The 15,262-nt window shown below is 71.5% G+C and carries 15 protein-coding genes; 10 read left to right on the top strand and 5 right to left on the bottom strand.

The window, feature by feature from the left end:
* Positions 1-33 precede the first annotated feature (33 nt).
* Positions 34-1,008 (top strand): hypothetical protein, encoded by a 975-nt coding sequence (locus tag ACVFI9_RS12990; protein ID WP_474762638.1) that lies wholly within the window; start codon positions 34-36, stop codon positions 1,006-1,008.
* Between the two features lie 22 nt (positions 1,009-1,030).
* On the opposite strand, the gene ACVFI9_RS12985 is transcribed toward ACVFI9_RS12990, so the two are convergent.
* The gene (locus ACVFI9_RS12985; protein WP_474762637.1) at positions 1,031-2,299 is read right to left on the bottom strand and encodes an MFS transporter; all 1,269 of its coding nucleotides are present in this window, start codon (positions 2,297-2,299) and stop codon (positions 1,031-1,033) included.
* Between the two features lie 72 nt (positions 2,300-2,371).
* On the opposite strand from ACVFI9_RS12985, the gene prfB reads away from it, so the two are divergent.
* Entirely contained in the window at positions 2,372-3,481 is a 1,110-nt protein-coding gene (gene prfB, locus ACVFI9_RS12980; RefSeq protein ID WP_474762636.1) for a peptide chain release factor 2, read from the top strand.
* Positions 3,482-3,526: 45 nt separating this feature from the next.
* Here the strand turns inward: prfB and ACVFI9_RS12975 are convergent, their stop codons facing one another.
* Positions 3,527-4,738 (bottom strand): flavin reductase, encoded by a 1,212-nt coding sequence (locus tag ACVFI9_RS12975; protein ID WP_474762635.1) that lies wholly within the window; start codon positions 4,736-4,738, stop codon positions 3,527-3,529.
* Between the two features lie 276 nt (positions 4,739-5,014).
* Here ACVFI9_RS12975 and ACVFI9_RS12970 point away from each other — a divergent pair, with 276 nt between their 5' ends.
* The gene (locus ACVFI9_RS12970; protein WP_474762634.1) at positions 5,015-5,821 is read left to right on the top strand and encodes an LLM class flavin-dependent oxidoreductase; all 807 of its coding nucleotides are present in this window, start codon (positions 5,015-5,017) and stop codon (positions 5,819-5,821) included.
* A gap of 14 nt (positions 5,822-5,835) precedes the next feature.
* Here ACVFI9_RS12970 and ACVFI9_RS12965 read toward each other — a convergent pair whose 3' ends face one another.
* Positions 5,836-6,405, bottom strand: coding sequence for a helix-turn-helix domain-containing protein (locus ACVFI9_RS12965; RefSeq protein WP_474762633.1), 570 nt, complete (start codon positions 6,403-6,405; stop codon positions 5,836-5,838).
* Positions 6,406-6,533: 128 nt separating this feature from the next.
* Between ACVFI9_RS12965 and ACVFI9_RS12960 the strand changes: the two genes are divergently transcribed.
* The 4 genes from ACVFI9_RS12960 to ACVFI9_RS12945 are packed head-to-tail and all read left to right on the top strand — an operon-like array spanning position 6,534 to position 10,094.
* On the top strand, positions 6,534-7,406 hold the full coding sequence (locus ACVFI9_RS12960) for a fumarylacetoacetate hydrolase family protein (protein WP_474762632.1): 873 nt from the start codon (positions 6,534-6,536) through the stop codon (positions 7,404-7,406).
* 41 nt (positions 7,407-7,447) lie between these two features.
* A complete protein-coding gene (locus tag ACVFI9_RS12955) occupies positions 7,448-7,819 on the top strand; it encodes a cupin domain-containing protein (RefSeq protein WP_474762631.1) in 372 nt (123 codons plus the stop codon).
* Positions 7,816-8,583 (top strand): gamma-glutamyl-gamma-aminobutyrate hydrolase family protein, encoded by a 768-nt coding sequence (locus tag ACVFI9_RS12950; protein ID WP_474762630.1) that lies wholly within the window; start codon positions 7,816-7,818, stop codon positions 8,581-8,583. The genes ACVFI9_RS12955 and ACVFI9_RS12950 overlap by 4 nt, the downstream gene beginning before the upstream one ends.
* Positions 8,580-10,094 carry an aldehyde dehydrogenase family protein gene (locus ACVFI9_RS12945; RefSeq protein WP_474762629.1) on the top strand — a complete coding sequence of 505 codons (1,515 nt, stop codon included), beginning with the start codon at positions 8,580-8,582 and terminating at the stop codon, positions 10,092-10,094. The genes ACVFI9_RS12950 and ACVFI9_RS12945 overlap by 4 nt, the downstream gene beginning before the upstream one ends.
* A gap of 52 nt (positions 10,095-10,146) precedes the next feature.
* On the opposite strand, the gene ACVFI9_RS12940 is transcribed toward ACVFI9_RS12945, so the two are convergent.
* Together ACVFI9_RS12940 and ACVFI9_RS12935 are read right to left on the bottom strand one after the other, a co-directional pair.
* On the bottom strand, positions 10,147-10,575 hold the full coding sequence (locus ACVFI9_RS12940) for a cupin domain-containing protein (RefSeq protein WP_474762628.1): 429 nt from the start codon (positions 10,573-10,575) through the stop codon (positions 10,147-10,149).
* A 99-nt stretch (positions 10,576-10,674) separates the two neighbouring features.
* On the bottom strand, positions 10,675-12,054 hold the full coding sequence (locus ACVFI9_RS12935; protein ID WP_474762627.1) for a glutamine synthetase family protein: 1,380 nt from the start codon (positions 12,052-12,054) through the stop codon (positions 10,675-10,677).
* A 186-nt stretch (positions 12,055-12,240) separates the two neighbouring features.
* On the opposite strand from ACVFI9_RS12935, the gene ACVFI9_RS12930 reads away from it, so the two are divergent.
* From ACVFI9_RS12930 to ACVFI9_RS12920, 3 genes are all read left to right on the top strand, one after another.
* Positions 12,241-13,149 carry a VOC family protein gene (locus ACVFI9_RS12930; RefSeq protein ID WP_474762626.1) on the top strand — a complete coding sequence of 303 codons (909 nt, stop codon included), beginning with the start codon at positions 12,241-12,243 and terminating at the stop codon, positions 13,147-13,149.
* A gap of 113 nt (positions 13,150-13,262) precedes the next feature.
* Positions 13,263-14,441, top strand: a complete 1,179-nt coding sequence (locus ACVFI9_RS12925) for a PucR family transcriptional regulator (protein WP_474762625.1) — start codon at positions 13,263-13,265, stop codon at positions 14,439-14,441.
* A complete protein-coding gene (locus ACVFI9_RS12920; protein ID WP_474762624.1) occupies positions 14,438-15,247 on the top strand; it encodes a VOC family protein in 810 nt (269 codons plus the stop codon). Before ACVFI9_RS12925 ends, ACVFI9_RS12920 begins: the two co-directional genes overlap by 4 nt.
* Positions 15,248-15,262 lie beyond the last annotated feature (15 nt).

Here is a 15,262-nt window from a genome sequence, read left to right as displayed (position 1 = left end):
AGGCATCCGCGCCCGCCCGCCATGATGGAGCCCATGGCGACCGACACGCTCACCGCCGCAGCCGACGAGCTCTTCGCCCTCGTGCCCGAGGAGTTCACGGCGGCGCGCAATGCGAGGGCGAAGGACGCCAAGGCTGCCGGTGATCGCGGGCTCGCCGATCGCATCGGCGGGCTCAAGAAGCCCTCGCCTGCCGCGTGGATCGTGAACCAGCTCGTGCGGCGACACCCCGACGAGCTCGACGAGCTGCACGACCTCGGCGAGGAACTGCGCGACGCACAGGCGTCGGGCGACGGGAAGGCGCTCACGACCATCGGGGGCCGGCGCCGGCGGCTGCTCACCGCGCTGCTGCAGCAGGCGATCGAACTCGCGGATGCCGCGGATCGGTCACCCTCGCGGGCGGTGCTCGACGAGGTCGAGCAGACCCTCATCGCCGCGACGGTCGACGAGGCCGCGTCGCGCGCGCTCGACACCGGCCGGCTCGTGCGGAGCCTGCAGGCGGTCGGGTTCGAACCCGTCGACGTCGACGGGGCCGTCGCCGGCGAGGCATCCGCCGCACCGTCGGAACGACGCACGAGCCGCGCCGAGCGACCCGAGCGGCCGTCGCGACCGGCGAAGCGCGGCGGCGGCCCGAAGGCGTCGGACGAGGAACGGCGCGCGGCGCGCGAGGAGACGGAGCGCGCCGCGCGGGAGGCGCAGGCCGAGCGCGACCGCGCCGCGCGCGAGCAGGCCGAGGCCGACGTGCGCGAGGCCCGCGAACGCGCGGAGGCCGCCCAGCGGGCGCTCGCCGAGGCCGAGGACCTGCTGCACGCGGCGGAATGGAACGCCGACGAGCTGCGTGACGAACGCCACGACCTCGAGACCCGGCTGAAGGAGTTGCGCACCGAGATCGCCGACGCCGAGCGCGACGAACGCGAGGCGGAGCGGGTGCGGGCCAAGGCGGCGATCGCGGTCGACCGCGCACGCGACGACGTCGAGGCGGCCCAGGCGGCGCTCGCCGGGCTCGACTGAACGACGACGCGAGGCCCGAACGTCAGTCGTGGCCGCGCGGACGCCGCGGCAGGTACCTCGGTACGTACCGCCAGAGGATCGCGGCACCGGCGAAGCCCAGCACGCCGATGGTGGCGCTCGCGGCCATGATCGACACGACCGAGGTGATGGCCGAGATGAGCAGCGGCGCGACCGCCTGACCGGCATGGCCGATGGTGCGGAACGCGCTGAGGAACGGCGCGGGGTTCGCCTTCGGGGCGAGATCGGCGCCGAGCGTCAGCAGCACGCCGCTCGTGAGTCCGTTGGCGATGCCGAAGAAGACCGCGACGATCGTGAACCAGAGGACGTTGGCCGACACGTCGTGCGTGAAGGCCAGCACGAGGTGCCCCGCGGCGAGTCCGACGAGACCGGGGATCGCACCCCAGAGGCGGCCGAACCGGTCCATCACCTGGCCGCTCACGTAGAACAGGCCGAAGTCGATCGCAGCCGCGATGCCGATCACGAGCGACGCGGTGTCGGCGGGCATGCCGATCGACACCGCCCAGAGCGGCAGGATCACCGTGCGGCTCGCCCGCACCGCACCGAGGAAGCCGATGCCCGTGCCGACTCGCGCGAGCACCGCCCGGTGCGCCACGATCGCCTGGAACACGCCGTGCGACGCGGCATCCGCCTCGGCCTCTCCCTCGGTGAGCGGGCCGACGGAGGCGCCGCGCACCAGGTGCGCCGCCCCGAACGTGCGCTCGGGGTCGGGCAGGAGCAGCAGCACGACGACCACGGCGAAACACGCCGCCACGAGCACCCAGACGACGAGCTCCGGCGAGCCCGACCACGCGATGATCGCGGCCGCGGCGAACGGACCGACCGCCCAGCCGCCGCGGAACACGCCGCCGAGCGTCGACAGTGCCCGTGCCCGCACGCGCGCGGGCACGTAGCTCGTGAGGAATGCATGGCGGGCCAACCCGAACACCGAGGTCGCCAGACCCAGCAGGAACACGCCGATGCCGAGCGCGAGCGCGGTGGGGGAGACGACCGCGATGAGGGCGCCCGTCACCCCGAGCATCGCGGCGCCGATCATGGCATTGCGCTCGCCGATGCGGGCGACCAACCAGCCCGCGGGGAGGTCGCCGACGAGCTCGCCGACCATGAGCATCGACGCGATGAGCCCCGCGATCGCGAGCGAGGCGCCGCGGTCGGTCGCGACCACGGGGATGATCGGGATGAGCGCGCCCTCGCCGAACGAGAAGATGAACGTCGGCAGGTAGGCCGGGAGGATGATCGAACGCCACGAGAAGGGTGGCGTTGCGGCGGTCATCATCTTCGACGGTACACCCGCGGGCGACCCGCGCAGGCCGCGCCCAGCGCGGGCCACTAGGCTGGGAAGGCCATGTTGGATCTTGACCTCACGCAGGAGATCGCCGCGCTGCGCTCCACCTTCCGCGACATCCGTGCCGTCGTCGACGTCGACGCCCTCGAGGCCGAGATCGCGCGGCTCTCCGAGGAGGCCGGCGCGCCCGACCTCTGGGACGACACCGAACGCGCCCAGAAGGTCACGAGCGCGCTCAGCCACCGCCAGTCCGAGCTCGCCCGGGTGAAGAACATCGATTCCCGGCTCGACGACCTCGAGGTGCTCGTCGAGCTCGCCAACGAGATGGGCGACGAGGACAGCGCCGCCGAGGCGCGCACGGAGCTCGCCGCGCTCGAGAAGACCATCGGCGACCTCGAGGTGCAGACCCTGCTCGACGGCGAGTGGGACGAGCGCCCGGCCGTCATCACGATCCGCGCCGGCGCGGGCGGGGTGGATGCCGCGGACTTCGCCGAGATGCTCATGCGCATGTACCTGCGCTGGGCCGAGAAGCACGGCTACAACGCCACCGTCATGGACACGAGCTACGCCGAGGAGGCGGGCATCAAGTCGGCCACGTTCGAGGTCGACGCGCCCTACGCGTTCGGCACGCTCTCGGTCGAGGCGGGCACGCACCGCCTCGTGCGGATGAGCCCCTTCGGCGCCGCCGGCAAGCGGCAGACGAGCTTCGCTGCCGTCGAGGTCATCCCGCTCATGGAGGAGACCGAGTCCATCGACATCCCCGAGAACGACATCCGGGTCGACGTGTTCCGATCCTCGGGCCCGGGCGGCCAGTCGGTGAACACGACCGACTCGGCGGTGCGCATCACGCACCTCCCCACGGGCATCGTGGTATCGATGCAGAACGAGAAGTCGCAGATCCAGAACCGGGCCGCCGCCATGCGCGTGCTGCAGTCACGGCTGCTCCTCCTGCAGAAGGAGCAGGAGGCCGCCCAGAAGAAGGAACTCGCGGGCAACATCACCGCGAGCTGGGGCGACCAGATGCGCTCCTACGTGCTCGCGCCGTACCAGATGGTGAAGGACCTGCGGAACGACTACGAGGAGGGCAACCCCTCGAAGGTGTTCGACGGCGACCTCGACGGGTTCATCGCCGCCGGCATCAAGTGGCGCAAGCGCAAGACCGAGGACTGATCGGCGTTCTCACCCCCACCCGCTCCGAGGGCCGGGGTCGGGCCGTCAGTCGCGCGGGTCGCGACCGCCGATCGTGTCGGTGAGCCGGCGTGCGGTCTCCTGCGCGCCGCGGGTGATGGCGTCGAAGCGCGCCCAGTCGGCGCCGGGCCCGAACCCGCTGACCACGAGTTCGACGATCGCGTGCCCCTCGGCGTCGAACACCGGAACCTGGAAGGAACTCACCTCGCGGTACCACTCGGGGCTGTCGGCCAGGGCAGTGTACTCGTCGTTCACCTGCGACCAGAGTGCCGCGAGCTCGGCCCTGCTCGTCTCGGGGTTCGCGACGACCACGTCGAAGGCCTCGTCCATCGCCGTGCCGAGCGAGATCGCGTAGCCGCGCTCGCGCACTCGGTCGAGCATGCCCTGCAGGACCGGACGATCCACGCTGCCGAGCAGGTGCCGCGACGCCTCGATCCACAGCTTGTGCGCCTCCTCGCTCGACCAGGTGGCGAGCGCGGGCGAGAGCGGCGCCGCGAACGGGAATGTCATGCCCAGCATGCTCGACAGCCCCCGGTTGGGTCGCAGGTTCGCGGCGGCGAGCACGACGACGCTGTCGCGCACGACCGTCGAGAGGATGCACTCCACGTCGGCTGCCTGTGCGAACTCCTCCATGAGGCCGCTCATCGCCTCGACGAGGCGCAGTTGGCCGCCGAACTGCTGCAGATCGAACTGGAGCGATGGGACCGTGAACGAGCCGTAGCCGCCCTTGAGGAAGATGAGCGGGAGGCCGCAGCTGCCGTCGCCGACGCCGAGGCCCGTGACATCCGCCAGCACGATGTGGTGGTCGCCGGCCGGCACGACCTCGCGGATGTCGCCCGTGAACCAGGCGACGGCGTCGCGCAGGCGGGGGAGCCCGTCGGGCGTCGTGTCCCACACTCCGTAGGCGAAGCGGTCGTCGCTGCCGCGGGCGAACTCGCGGCACAGCGTCTCGTGCCCGGAACCGAGCACGTTGGCCACGAACCGTCCGGTCTCGAGGATGCGAGCCGCGTTCCACGAGGTCGCCGTGGGCATGAACGAGATGATCGGCGGCTCCTCGGAGACCGCGGAGAACGTGCCCACGATCATCCCGATCGGTTCGCCATCGGCATCGACGGAGGTGATCAGGGTCACGCCCGTGGGGTACTCGCCGAGCACCGTGCGCCACCACTGCGACTTCTGTCGAGCACGGCCGGGCTCCGAGGCGCCGTCACCGGACTGCGTCGGCTGCGTCATCGTCATCGCTCGACCTCCCGTTCCGCGAGCACGCCGGGATCGATCGGCGTGAGGACACGGTACGCACGGCGGCCGGCGCGAACCGAGGTGCCGGTGTACAGCGCTGGACGACCCGATTGTGCACGGCGAACATGAGCGCCGCGACATCCGCGTGCCGGGGGTGCGGGTCTGGTGCAGTGAGGACAACGGCGGGGGTCGGCTGGGCAGCGCGCACTTCATGCTCGCGCAGCGCTGTTCCGGCGCACATTGCCGACGGATGCCGCGGGCGACTGGCATGGTCGGATGGAGATCAACTTCAGCATCCGCGTCGAGAACGAGCGCACGTCCGACGTGCTCGACACGGTCAAGGCCGTCGAGGACGAGGACTTCGGCGGCGTGTCGTTCTCGGACGAGCTCATGGACCTCTCGATGAGCGGTGGATGGAGCCACGATCCGTGGACGCTCATGGCAGCCGCCGCCGCGGTGACCGAGCGCATCACCATCGGCTCCATGGTGTTCAACATCGCCAATCGCGATGCCGGCACCACCGCGGTGGCGGCGGCGACCCTGCAGGAGATCGCCGACGGGCGCCTCTGGATCGGACTCGGCGCGGGCACGAACGACGGCGAGATCTACTCGCGCGATCAGGTCGCGTTCGGTCGCCGGCCCGCGCCGCCCGCCGATCGTCGGGCGGCCGTGCGCGCATACATCGCGGAGCTCCGCCGCATCTGGGAGCACGAGCACTTCCTGCAGCCCGAGCCGACCCCGCCGCTCTTCTTCGGCGCGTTCGGACCGCTCGCCGCGAAACTCGCGGGCCGGCACGCCGACGGCATCGCCGCCGCCGTCGACGGCTTCGGCGACCCGGCGCCGACCATCGAGGAACTCGTGGCGATCGCGAACGAGGCACGCGCGGCCGCCGGACGCGGCGGCGAGGTGCGGATCATCGCGCACACGGGTCCCGACGACGACGCCAGCGACGCCGAATGGCGGGCCGGCTCGGCGCACTACGACCGGCTCGAGGAGCTCGGCGCCGAGCGGCTCGTGCTCTTCATCCCGCCCCGCGTCGAAGCCGTGCGAGCAGCGCGTCGGTACCTGCCGCGGTCGGCATGACGAATGGGCGGGCGCTACCCGGCGAACGCCGCCGCACGGGGGAAGGTGTGCACGATCCAGATGGATGCGTCGCCGTCGACGGCCTGCCAGCGGTGCGCGCGGTCGGCGGGGTAGGTGGCGTAGTCCCCGGCGTGCAGCAGCTGTTCCTCGCCCACGGGGCCGACGCGGATGGAGCCGCTGCGCACGAGGACGTGCTCGCGGGCTCCCGAGCCGTGCGATGCGCTCGTCTCGGTCTTGCCGTCGTAGAACGTCTGTGCGTGGATCTCGAGGGAGCCGGCGCCGATGACCTGGCTTCGCAGCACGCGGCCGAACGAGGAGTCGTCGCTGATGTCGGTGCCCTCGCCGTCCCGCAGCACCTCCACGTCGGCTCGCGGCGGCGCTGCGATGAGCACGGGCACCGAGACGTCGAAGGTCTCGGCGATCGCGATGAGCGTGTCGAGGGTCGGGTTGGTGCGACCGCGCTCGACCTTGAACAGGGTCGCCTTGGCGACTCCGCTGCGCTCGCTGAGCTGCGAGAGGGAGAGGCCGTGGGCCTCGCGAAGGCGGCGGACGTTGTCGGCGAGCGCGTCGACATGGTTGGTCATGGTTGCCATCCTCCCAGCAACGGGGCGACCCGGACGCCCACCGACTTGTACTCATTTACGAGTACAGTTATAGTATCAAAGTAACCCGAGCGGCGATCCGGCGCTCATCCCCGATTGTGGAGGCATCCGTGTCCAAGGCAGTGCATTTCGAGACCGCAGACGGCAAGCGCTGGATCGGCCGACTCGACGGCGACGTGGTCGTCACGGCCGGGGAGGCGCCCGCGCAGGGCTTCGTGCCAGATGAGGCCGGCTGGGCCGCGGTCGCGGCGGCGGACGGCGACCGGCACGCGCTGGCCGACGTGCACGTGCTCGCGCCGGTCATGCCGGGCAAGATCCTCGCGATCGGGCTCAACTACATGACGCACGTCGAGGAGACGAACCTCGCGCGCCCCGACGTGCCCGTCGTGTTCGCGAAGCTGCCTTCGTCGGTGACGGGGCCGTTCGACCCGATCGTGATCCCGTTCGAGGAGACCCGCACCGACTACGAGGGGGAGTTGGGCATCGTCATCTCCAAGCGCGCCTATCGCGTCAGCAAGGAGGACGCCTGGGAGTTCGTCGGCGGGCTCACCGCGCTCAATGACGTCAGCGGTCGTCGTGCGCAGCTCGAGACGCCGATGCGCCAGTTCACGCTCGGCAAGAGCTTCGACACGTTCACCCCGCTGGGGCCGGTGATCGCGAGCGTCGACTCGGTGGCGAATCGCGACGAGCTCGGCGTGAAGACTACGATCGGCGGCCAGGTCATGCAGGACGGCAACACCCGCCAGCTCATCTTCGACATCCCCGAGCTCATCGAGTACCTCACGCGCGGGGTGACCCTCGAGCCCGGCGACCTCATCGCCACCGGTACTCCGGGCGGGGTCGGCGACGAGCGGAAGCCGCCGCGCTACCTCGTTCCCGGCGATGTCGTCGAGGTCGAGGTCGAGGGCGTCGGCGCCATCCGCAATCCCGTACGCGCCGAGGCGGATGCCGCGGCCGACCGCGCCCAGGCCGACGCGGCCTGACCCGCGAGACACCGTCGCACGATCATAGGAAGGATCCGACCATGAAGGTGCTCACCGAGGGCGACAAGGGCTACGTCTACAACGGCCGGTTCACGGGCCCCGTGCAGCTCGAGATGATCGTCGAGGCCTCGGTGCCGACCGATCCCGATGTCGCGCGCGTGCACAGCGAACACGGCGCGGTCACGCACTGGCACTCGCACCCCGGCGGCCAGATCCTCGTGCTGCAGTCGGGCGTGGGCCGGGTCGGCAACGCCGAGGGCGTGCACGGCGGGCTGCTCCCGGGCACCACGGTCGAGACGCCCGCAGGCGAGCCGCACTGGCACGGCGCCGACGACGGCGACGACGCCGTCTGGCTCGCGTTCACGTTCGGCGTCACCGACTGGACGGACGACAACCCGCTGGAGTCGTCGTGATCGGGCACGGCTCCGCGCCGCTGATCGCCGTGGTGGCCGACCGGAAGACGGCGACCTCGGGTGCGTGGGTCGACATTCCGACCGACGGCCTGCCGCACACCTACCTCGCCGCGATCGAGCAGGCGGGCGGCGTGCCCCTCGTGATCCCGAGCCTCGACGCGTACCTCGCCGACCCGGGTCGCGCGCTCGACCTCGTCGACGGGCTGTTCCTTCCAGGCGGCCGCGACCTCGACGCCGCGCTCTACGGCAGCGAGGCGCATCCGACGAACGATCCGCCGTTCGCATTGCGCGATGAGCTCGAGATCGCGCTCACCCGACTCGCGCGTGAGCGCGGCATGCCGATCTTCGGCGCGTGCCGCGGCCTGCAGGTGCTCAACGTCGCCCTCGGTGGCACGCTCGAGCAGCACCTCGGCGACCGCGTCGACCTCACGCCGCACCGCGACGAGGTCGGCACCTTCACGGCGCACCCGGTCACGGTCGCGCCGGGCACGCTGCTGGCGTCGTTGCTGCCCGCGGGCGATCCGTCGTTCGAGATCGCGTCGCACCACCACCAGGGCGTCGGCCGGCTCGGCGACTGCCTCATCCCGTCGGCCACCGCGCCCGACGGCGTGATCGAGGCCCTCGAAGGCACCGACGGCGCGTTCTGCCTCGGCGTGCAGTGGCACCCGGAGGAGCGGCTCGACCCCGAGGGACTCGCGCTCGTGCGTGCCTTCGTCGACGCCGCACGCGCCCACGCCGCCGCCCGGATCGGAGCGGCCGCGTGAGCGCCGTCATGCCCGAGCGCACGGCATCCGAGTGGGCGGCACTCGCCGACGGCATCGCATGGCCCGAGCGGCTCGTCGTCGGCGGCGAGACGGTGGCCCCGGTCGCCGGCGAATCACGCGAACTCGTCTCGCCGCGCGACGGCCGTGTCGCGGCATCCGTGCCATGGGGCTCGGTCGACGATCTCGAGACCGCGATCCGCGCCGCCCGGCACGCGTTCGACGAGGGCCCGTGGCCCCGCATGGCGCCCCGTGAGCGCAAGGAGATCCTGCTGCGCTGGGTCGCGCTCATCGAGGCGCACCGCGACGAGCTCGCGGCGATGCTCGCCGTCGAGATGGGCAAGCCGATCTCGCAGGCGTGGGGCATCGAGCTGCGCGCGGTCATCAACACCTACCGCTGGTACGCCGAGCTCGCCGACAAGGAGCTCGACGAGGTCTCGAACGTCGGCGAGGACGCGCTCGCGCTCATCACGCGCGAGCCCGTGGGGGTCGTCGGCGTCGTGACGCCGTGGAACTTCCCGCTCACCCTCGCCGGCTGGAAGATCGCCCCGGCCCTCGCGGTCGGCTGCACCGTGGTGCACAAGCCCGCCGACCTCGCACCGCTCTCGGCGATCCGCATGGCCGAGCTCGCCCTCGAGGCGGGGCTGCCAGAGGGCGTGCTCAACGTCGTGCCCGGACGCGGCTCCGTGCTCGGCCGCCACCTCGGCGAGCATCCGCTCGTCGACTCGATCGCGTTCACTGGGTCGACCGAGGTCGGCCGCGCCTACCTCGAGTACTCGGCGCGCTCGAACCTCAAGCGCACCTGGCTCGAACTCGGCGGCAAGTCGCCGAACATCATCCTCCCCGACGCACCGAACCTCGAGACCGCGATCTCGACCGCCGCGTGGGGCATCTTCTTCAACTCCGGGCAGATGTGCACCGCACCGTCACGACTCATCGTGCACGAGGCGATCGCCGACGAGGTCATCGAGGGCGTCGTGCGCGCCGCCGCCGACTACGCACCCGCCGACCCGCTCGACCCGGCCACCGCCATGGGCCCGCTCGCCTCCGCCGCCCGCATCGGCGAGGTCGGCGCACACGTCGAACGCGCCCTGGCCGAGGGCGCCACGCTCGCACTCGGTGGCGGCGTCGCCCGGCTCGACGGCGGACTCACCGGTGGCAGCTACTACGAGCCCACGGTGCTCACGGATGTCGCACCACGTTCGTCGCTCGCCCGCGAGGAAGTCTTCGGGCCCGTGCTCGCCGTGCTGCGCGTGAAGGACGAGGACGAGGCCGTGCGCGTGGCGAACGACTCCGACTACGGCCTCGCGGCCGGGCTCTGGACCGCGGATGTCTCCAAGGTGCACCGCCTCTCGCGCCGCCTGCGCGCCGGCACCGTCTGGGTCAACTGCTACGAGGAGGGCGACCTCACCGTGCCGTTCGGCGGCTTCAAGCAGTCGGGCAACGGCCGCGACAAGTCACGCCACGCCCTCGAGAAGTACACCGAGCTGAAGACCACCTACGTGCAGCTCTGACCGATCGGGAGCGGCGGTGACGGATCGACCGACCGTCACCGCCGAGCGCGGCTCACCAGGGCGATTCGCGCTCCTCGTCGCGGTGGGCGTCGTCGGGCAGGCGCGGCAGCTCCTCGCCCCCGGCGCGGATGCACAGCCAGCGCAGCTGCTCGGGGCTGTCGGGCAGGCAGCGCCACGTGCGCCACACGCCCTGGCCGACGCGCACCGCCGAGCCGGGTCCGACCTCGACGACCTCGTCGTCGAGCCCCATCTGGCCGCGACCGGCGAGGAACACGTACAGCTCCTCGATGCGATCGTGCGTGTGCCAGTAGCCCGCCTCCTCGCCCGGCTGGAACGCGTTGGCGGTCAGCCCGATGTACTGCATCGCGAGCTCATGGTCGACGACGCGTCGTCCGTCGCGCGAGGCCGTCGGCCGGAACCCGCCGAAGTGCTCGCGCCACGCGTCGAGCCCACCCATCTCCAATACCTGGTAGTCGGTCACCTCGCCACTGTAGCGACATCGTTGCGCGCGCCGTGTCCACGCCCTCTGCGCCACCTGTGCTGGCGCGGAGGGCGCCGAAATGGCGCAGCGGTGCCCGCCTCACGCGTGCGAGTGGTACAGGTTCCATTCCCAGTCGGTGACGGATGCCTCGAACGCGGCGATCTCGCGCCGCTTGACGGCCGCGTACACGTCGACGAGCTCGTCGCCGAACGCGTCGCGGAGCACCTCGTCGGCCTCGAGCGCGGCGATCGATTCGGCGAGCGACCGCGGGAGGGGCAGGCCCTCGGCCGACGGCCGGAGCCGGTTCGCGATGCCGTCGCGGGCGGCGTGCAGCATCGCCGCGATGAGCAGGTGCGGGCTCGCGCTCGCATCGCCGGCGCGGAGTTCGAGCCGGGTGGCGCCGCCGCGCTCGGCGGGCACGCGCACGAAGGTGTAGCGGTTGTCTTCGGCGAAGTTGCCGGTGCGCGGCGAGAGGCCCTCGCCGCGGAGGCGCTTGTAGGAGTTGACCGTGGGCGCCGCGAACGCGAGCAGCGCGGGGGCGTGCTGCTGGATGCCGGCGATGGCGGCGAGCATCTCCCCGCTCATGCCGCCCTCGGGCGTGGCGAACACGTTGTGGGCGAGCTCGTCCCACAGCGAGAGGTGCACGTGCAGGCTGCTGCCCTCCTCGCCCGTGATGGGCTTGGCCATGAACACGGCCTCGACGCCCTCGATGACCGCGAGCTCCTTCACCGCGGTCTTCAGGAGGAACGCCTGATCGGCCGCGAGCTGGGCTTCGCCGTGATGGAGGTTCACCTCGAACTGGCCGGGGGAGAACTCGCGGTTGACCACGGTGACGCCGATGCCGAAGTCGATGAGGTTGCGGTGGATTCGGCCCACCACGCCCCTCGGGTCGGTGATCCGGTCGATCGTGTACGAGACGCCGTCGAGCGCGTACGGCGCGCCGCGTCGTCCGTCCTCGGCGCGGTCGAACAGGTAGAACTCGGGTTCGCCCGCCGCCTGCGCGGTGAGGCCGAGTTCGGCCTCCATCCGCGCGCGGGCATCGGCGAGTTGTCCGCGGGCGCAGAGCGCCGAGCGCTCACCGTGCTCCCAGAGGCTCGCGAGCACCCACACCGCGTCGGGCTCCCACGGCGGGATGACCGCGGATCCGGGCTCGATGCGGGCGTGCAGGTCGGGGTGGCCGAGCAACTGCGGGAACTGCGTCTCGTCGACCGGCACGCCGAGCAGGTCCTCCGCCACGCTCATCTTCGAGTAGGCGACGCCGTCGAGCAGTTGCGGCAGGTACGAGACCGGGAACTGCTTCGCGCGCTGCCGGCCGAAGAGGTCGGCGTGCGCGACACGGATGACCCTGACGCCGCGGGCGAGCAGCCGTTCGAGGTGCTCGAGTCCCGGGTCGGGCGAGACGACGACATCGGATGTCGCGGGCGCGTCGGGCGCGACCGCGGCGTCGTCGGCGACGGGGGACGGGCTGGTGAACGTCATGAGGGCGGACCTTCCGCGAGTTCGTGGGGTGCCGACGTCGGTCATGACCGCGGCATCCGGTGGTTGCGAGTGCTGTTGATTATAGTACTATGACTGTATCGACAAAAGAAACAGTCGCCCGATGACGCGACTGCTGCAGATCTCGAGAACCTCGACCCTGGACCCCCTCACCGGCAAGGAAGCATCATGATCAAGCTCTACGACATCGACCACGTCAAGTTCGGCGTGGAGGACCTCGACGCCTCGAGCCACAGCTGGCAGGCGGAGTTCGGCCTGCACGAGCGCGAGCGAGAAGGCCGCACGTCGTTCCTGGCGGTCAACTACGAGCCCTACTCGGTCGTGCTCGAGACCTCGAACCAGGTCGGTATCCAGTACGCCGCCTACAACCTGCACCCCGACTTCTCGCTCGACGACGCCGAGAAGCACCTCAAGGAGGTCGGCGTCGAGTACACCCGTTCCGACGAGGCCGTGAGCTTCACCGACCCCGAGGGCAACGGCGTGCAGTTCGTGCCCTTCAAGCCCCGCACCGGTCAGGACGTGTTCCCCGTCGCCTCCCGCTCCACCACCGACCAGGGGCCTGGTCTGTTCCGCCGCATCGGCCACGTGAACTACCTCACTGCCGACGTGCAGAAGATGGTCGACTTCTACGTGAACGTCGTCGGCCAGCAGCTCACCGACCGCCTCGGCAGCGACGCGGGCGCATTCCTGCGCGTCGGCGCCGACCACCACGTCAACGCCTTCGTGAACACCGGCACCCCGCACTTCCACCACGTCGCCTTCGAGATGGCCGACTGGGGCATGATCCGCCAGTCGTTCGACCACCTCTCGCAGCACGGCCGCGTGTTCCCCTGGGGCCCGGTGCGGCACGGCATCGGCGGCAACCTCGCCGGTTACGTCCGCGTGCCCGAGAACGACTGCTTCGTCGAGCTGTACTGCGACATGGAGCAGATCGACTTCACGCACGAGCCGCGCGAGTTCCCCGACGACCGGCACAGCTCGAACGTGTGGGGCATGCTCCCGCCGCGCTCGTACTTCCGCTTCGACGAGGCGAGCATCGCCGCCGAACGCGAGAGCCTTCGCGCGATCTACGAGTGAAGGACTTCGGTCCCTGAGCCTGTCGAAGGGTCGCGGCATCCGTGAGACAGTGAGACGGATGCCGCGGGGCGCCCGACACGGGTCGACCGGACCGCATGCCGAGGGGAGGCGACGTGAGCGCAGCACCGGGTCACTCGGTCGATGGCGCCGAGCCGCTGCGCCGACTCGTGTTCGCCGCGCGCAGCGGCGGACTCACGCACCTCGTCGGCGCGCTGCGTTCCGCGTTCGGTGCCGAGGCCGCGCTGTTCGACCTCACCGGGAGCGCGATCGCGACGGCGCCGGCCCGAGCCATCTGGGACGCCCACGCCGTGCGGGCCGCGGCCGACGGCGGTGGCGCCGCGAGCCACCCCTTCCTCGTGCGCACGGTCGACGTCGACGGTGAGCCGCTCGCCCTGCTCGCCGTGCGCGCGACGGCCGATCCCGATCGGCTGCTCGGCACCGCCGTCGATCTCATCGCGATCGAGCTCGGGCGACTGCGCGCGGCGCAGCAGGGGCGGCGCGAGCTCACCGCGAGCCTCATCGACGACGTGCTCGCGCGACGCGTGAGCGAGGCCGACGCCGTCGGACGCCTCCGCGCCGTGGGCGTCGACGCCACGCGCCCGTTCCGCGTGCTGCTCGGATGGGCGCGCATGCCCGCCTCCCGCCGCGACCGGCTGCCGTGGGGCGGCATCTACTCGCTCATGGGCGATCGGCCCGAGCCGTTCCTGCGGATCCTGCGCGGCGAGCACGTGCTCATGGTCGTTCCCGACGACGCGATGGTCGACCGCATCGCGCAGAACCTCTGCACGAAGCTCGTCGAAGCCGGCGAGTCCGCCAGGGTGGGCGTGAGCCTGCGACACGTCGGCGGCGCGGGGCTGCGTGCGGCCTACTTCGAGGCCCTGTCGGCCACTCGTGAGGGTGAGGGGGTGCGGCATCCCGGGCGGCTCGACCTCGCGCGACTGCTGGTGATGACGAACACGGCGGTGCCCCTGGCGGATGTCGGACGCGACCTGCTGCAGCCGCTCATCGAATACGACGCCGCGCACGGCAGCGCGCTCGTCGAGACGCTGCGCGCGTACCTCGCCGTCGATCGCGACGTGGTGGCGACGACCGCGCGGCTCTTCATCCACCGCAACACGCTGCGCTACCGCCTTCGCCAGATCACCGGCCTGCTCGACGTCGACCTCGAGTCGACGTCGGCGATCGCCACGCTGTGGCTCGCCTACACCGCGCTCGACGACGAGGCCGACCCGGCGGGCTTCGCCACCGACGAACCCGGCGTTGCGGCGTCGGCCGAGGAAGGAACCCCGTGATCGACGCGGATGCCCCGAACTCCGACCCCTTCGTGAAGCTGGTGCTGTTCACGACGGCGCCGAAGGACGCCGCGGTGTACTACGAATGGCTGCTCGGCCTCGCGCCCGGCGCACGCCCCGGCGACGCCCTCGCGCGCCGCGGCGTCGACGGCGTGCTCACGGCGCCCGACGGCGAGGCGGCGCCCGGGTGGGTCCCGGTGTTCCGCGTCCCGTCGGTCGTCGACGCCGCCGCCGAGGCCGCCGCGCGCGGCGCGACGGTGCGCCGCGTCGAGGCGGGATCCTCGGTGCACGACTTCGTGCTCGACGCGTCGGGCGTGTGGACGGGCCTCACCGAGTCAGCGAGCGGCGCGATCGCCGGGCGCTCGGCCAACGTCGACTACTCGGCCATCGACGCCGACGCCGCCGAGGCGCTCTACGGCGCGATCCTCGGGCTCGAGCGCCTGGAGATGGTGGACGACCCCTACGAGATGCGCTTCCTGCATCGCGACCGGCGCATCGGCGCGGGCGTGTTCCGCCTGCACGGCGTGGCCGACTTCTCGGTGCGCCCCTACTGGTTCGTCTACTTCGAGGTCGACGACCTGGTGATGCACGTCGCCCGCGCTGCCGAGTCGGGCTCGCGCGTGCTCGTGCCGCCCACCCCGTCGCCCTTCAACCTCTACACGGTGCTCGAGGATCCGTGGGGGAGCGTTTTCGCCTTCAGCCAACTGCTGCCAGCACCGATCCTCGGCGACATGCCCGTGGCCGACGCCTCCGGACCGGCCGGCGACCTCACCGACCACATCGACCTGTTCCCCGCGCACCGCTGATCGGCGTTGGCGGCG

This window comes from Agromyces sp. NSFZ (assembly GCF_056156205.1).
Note: the sequence above shows the minus strand (reverse complement) of the source record. Positions and strands in the feature narration are given on the sequence as shown.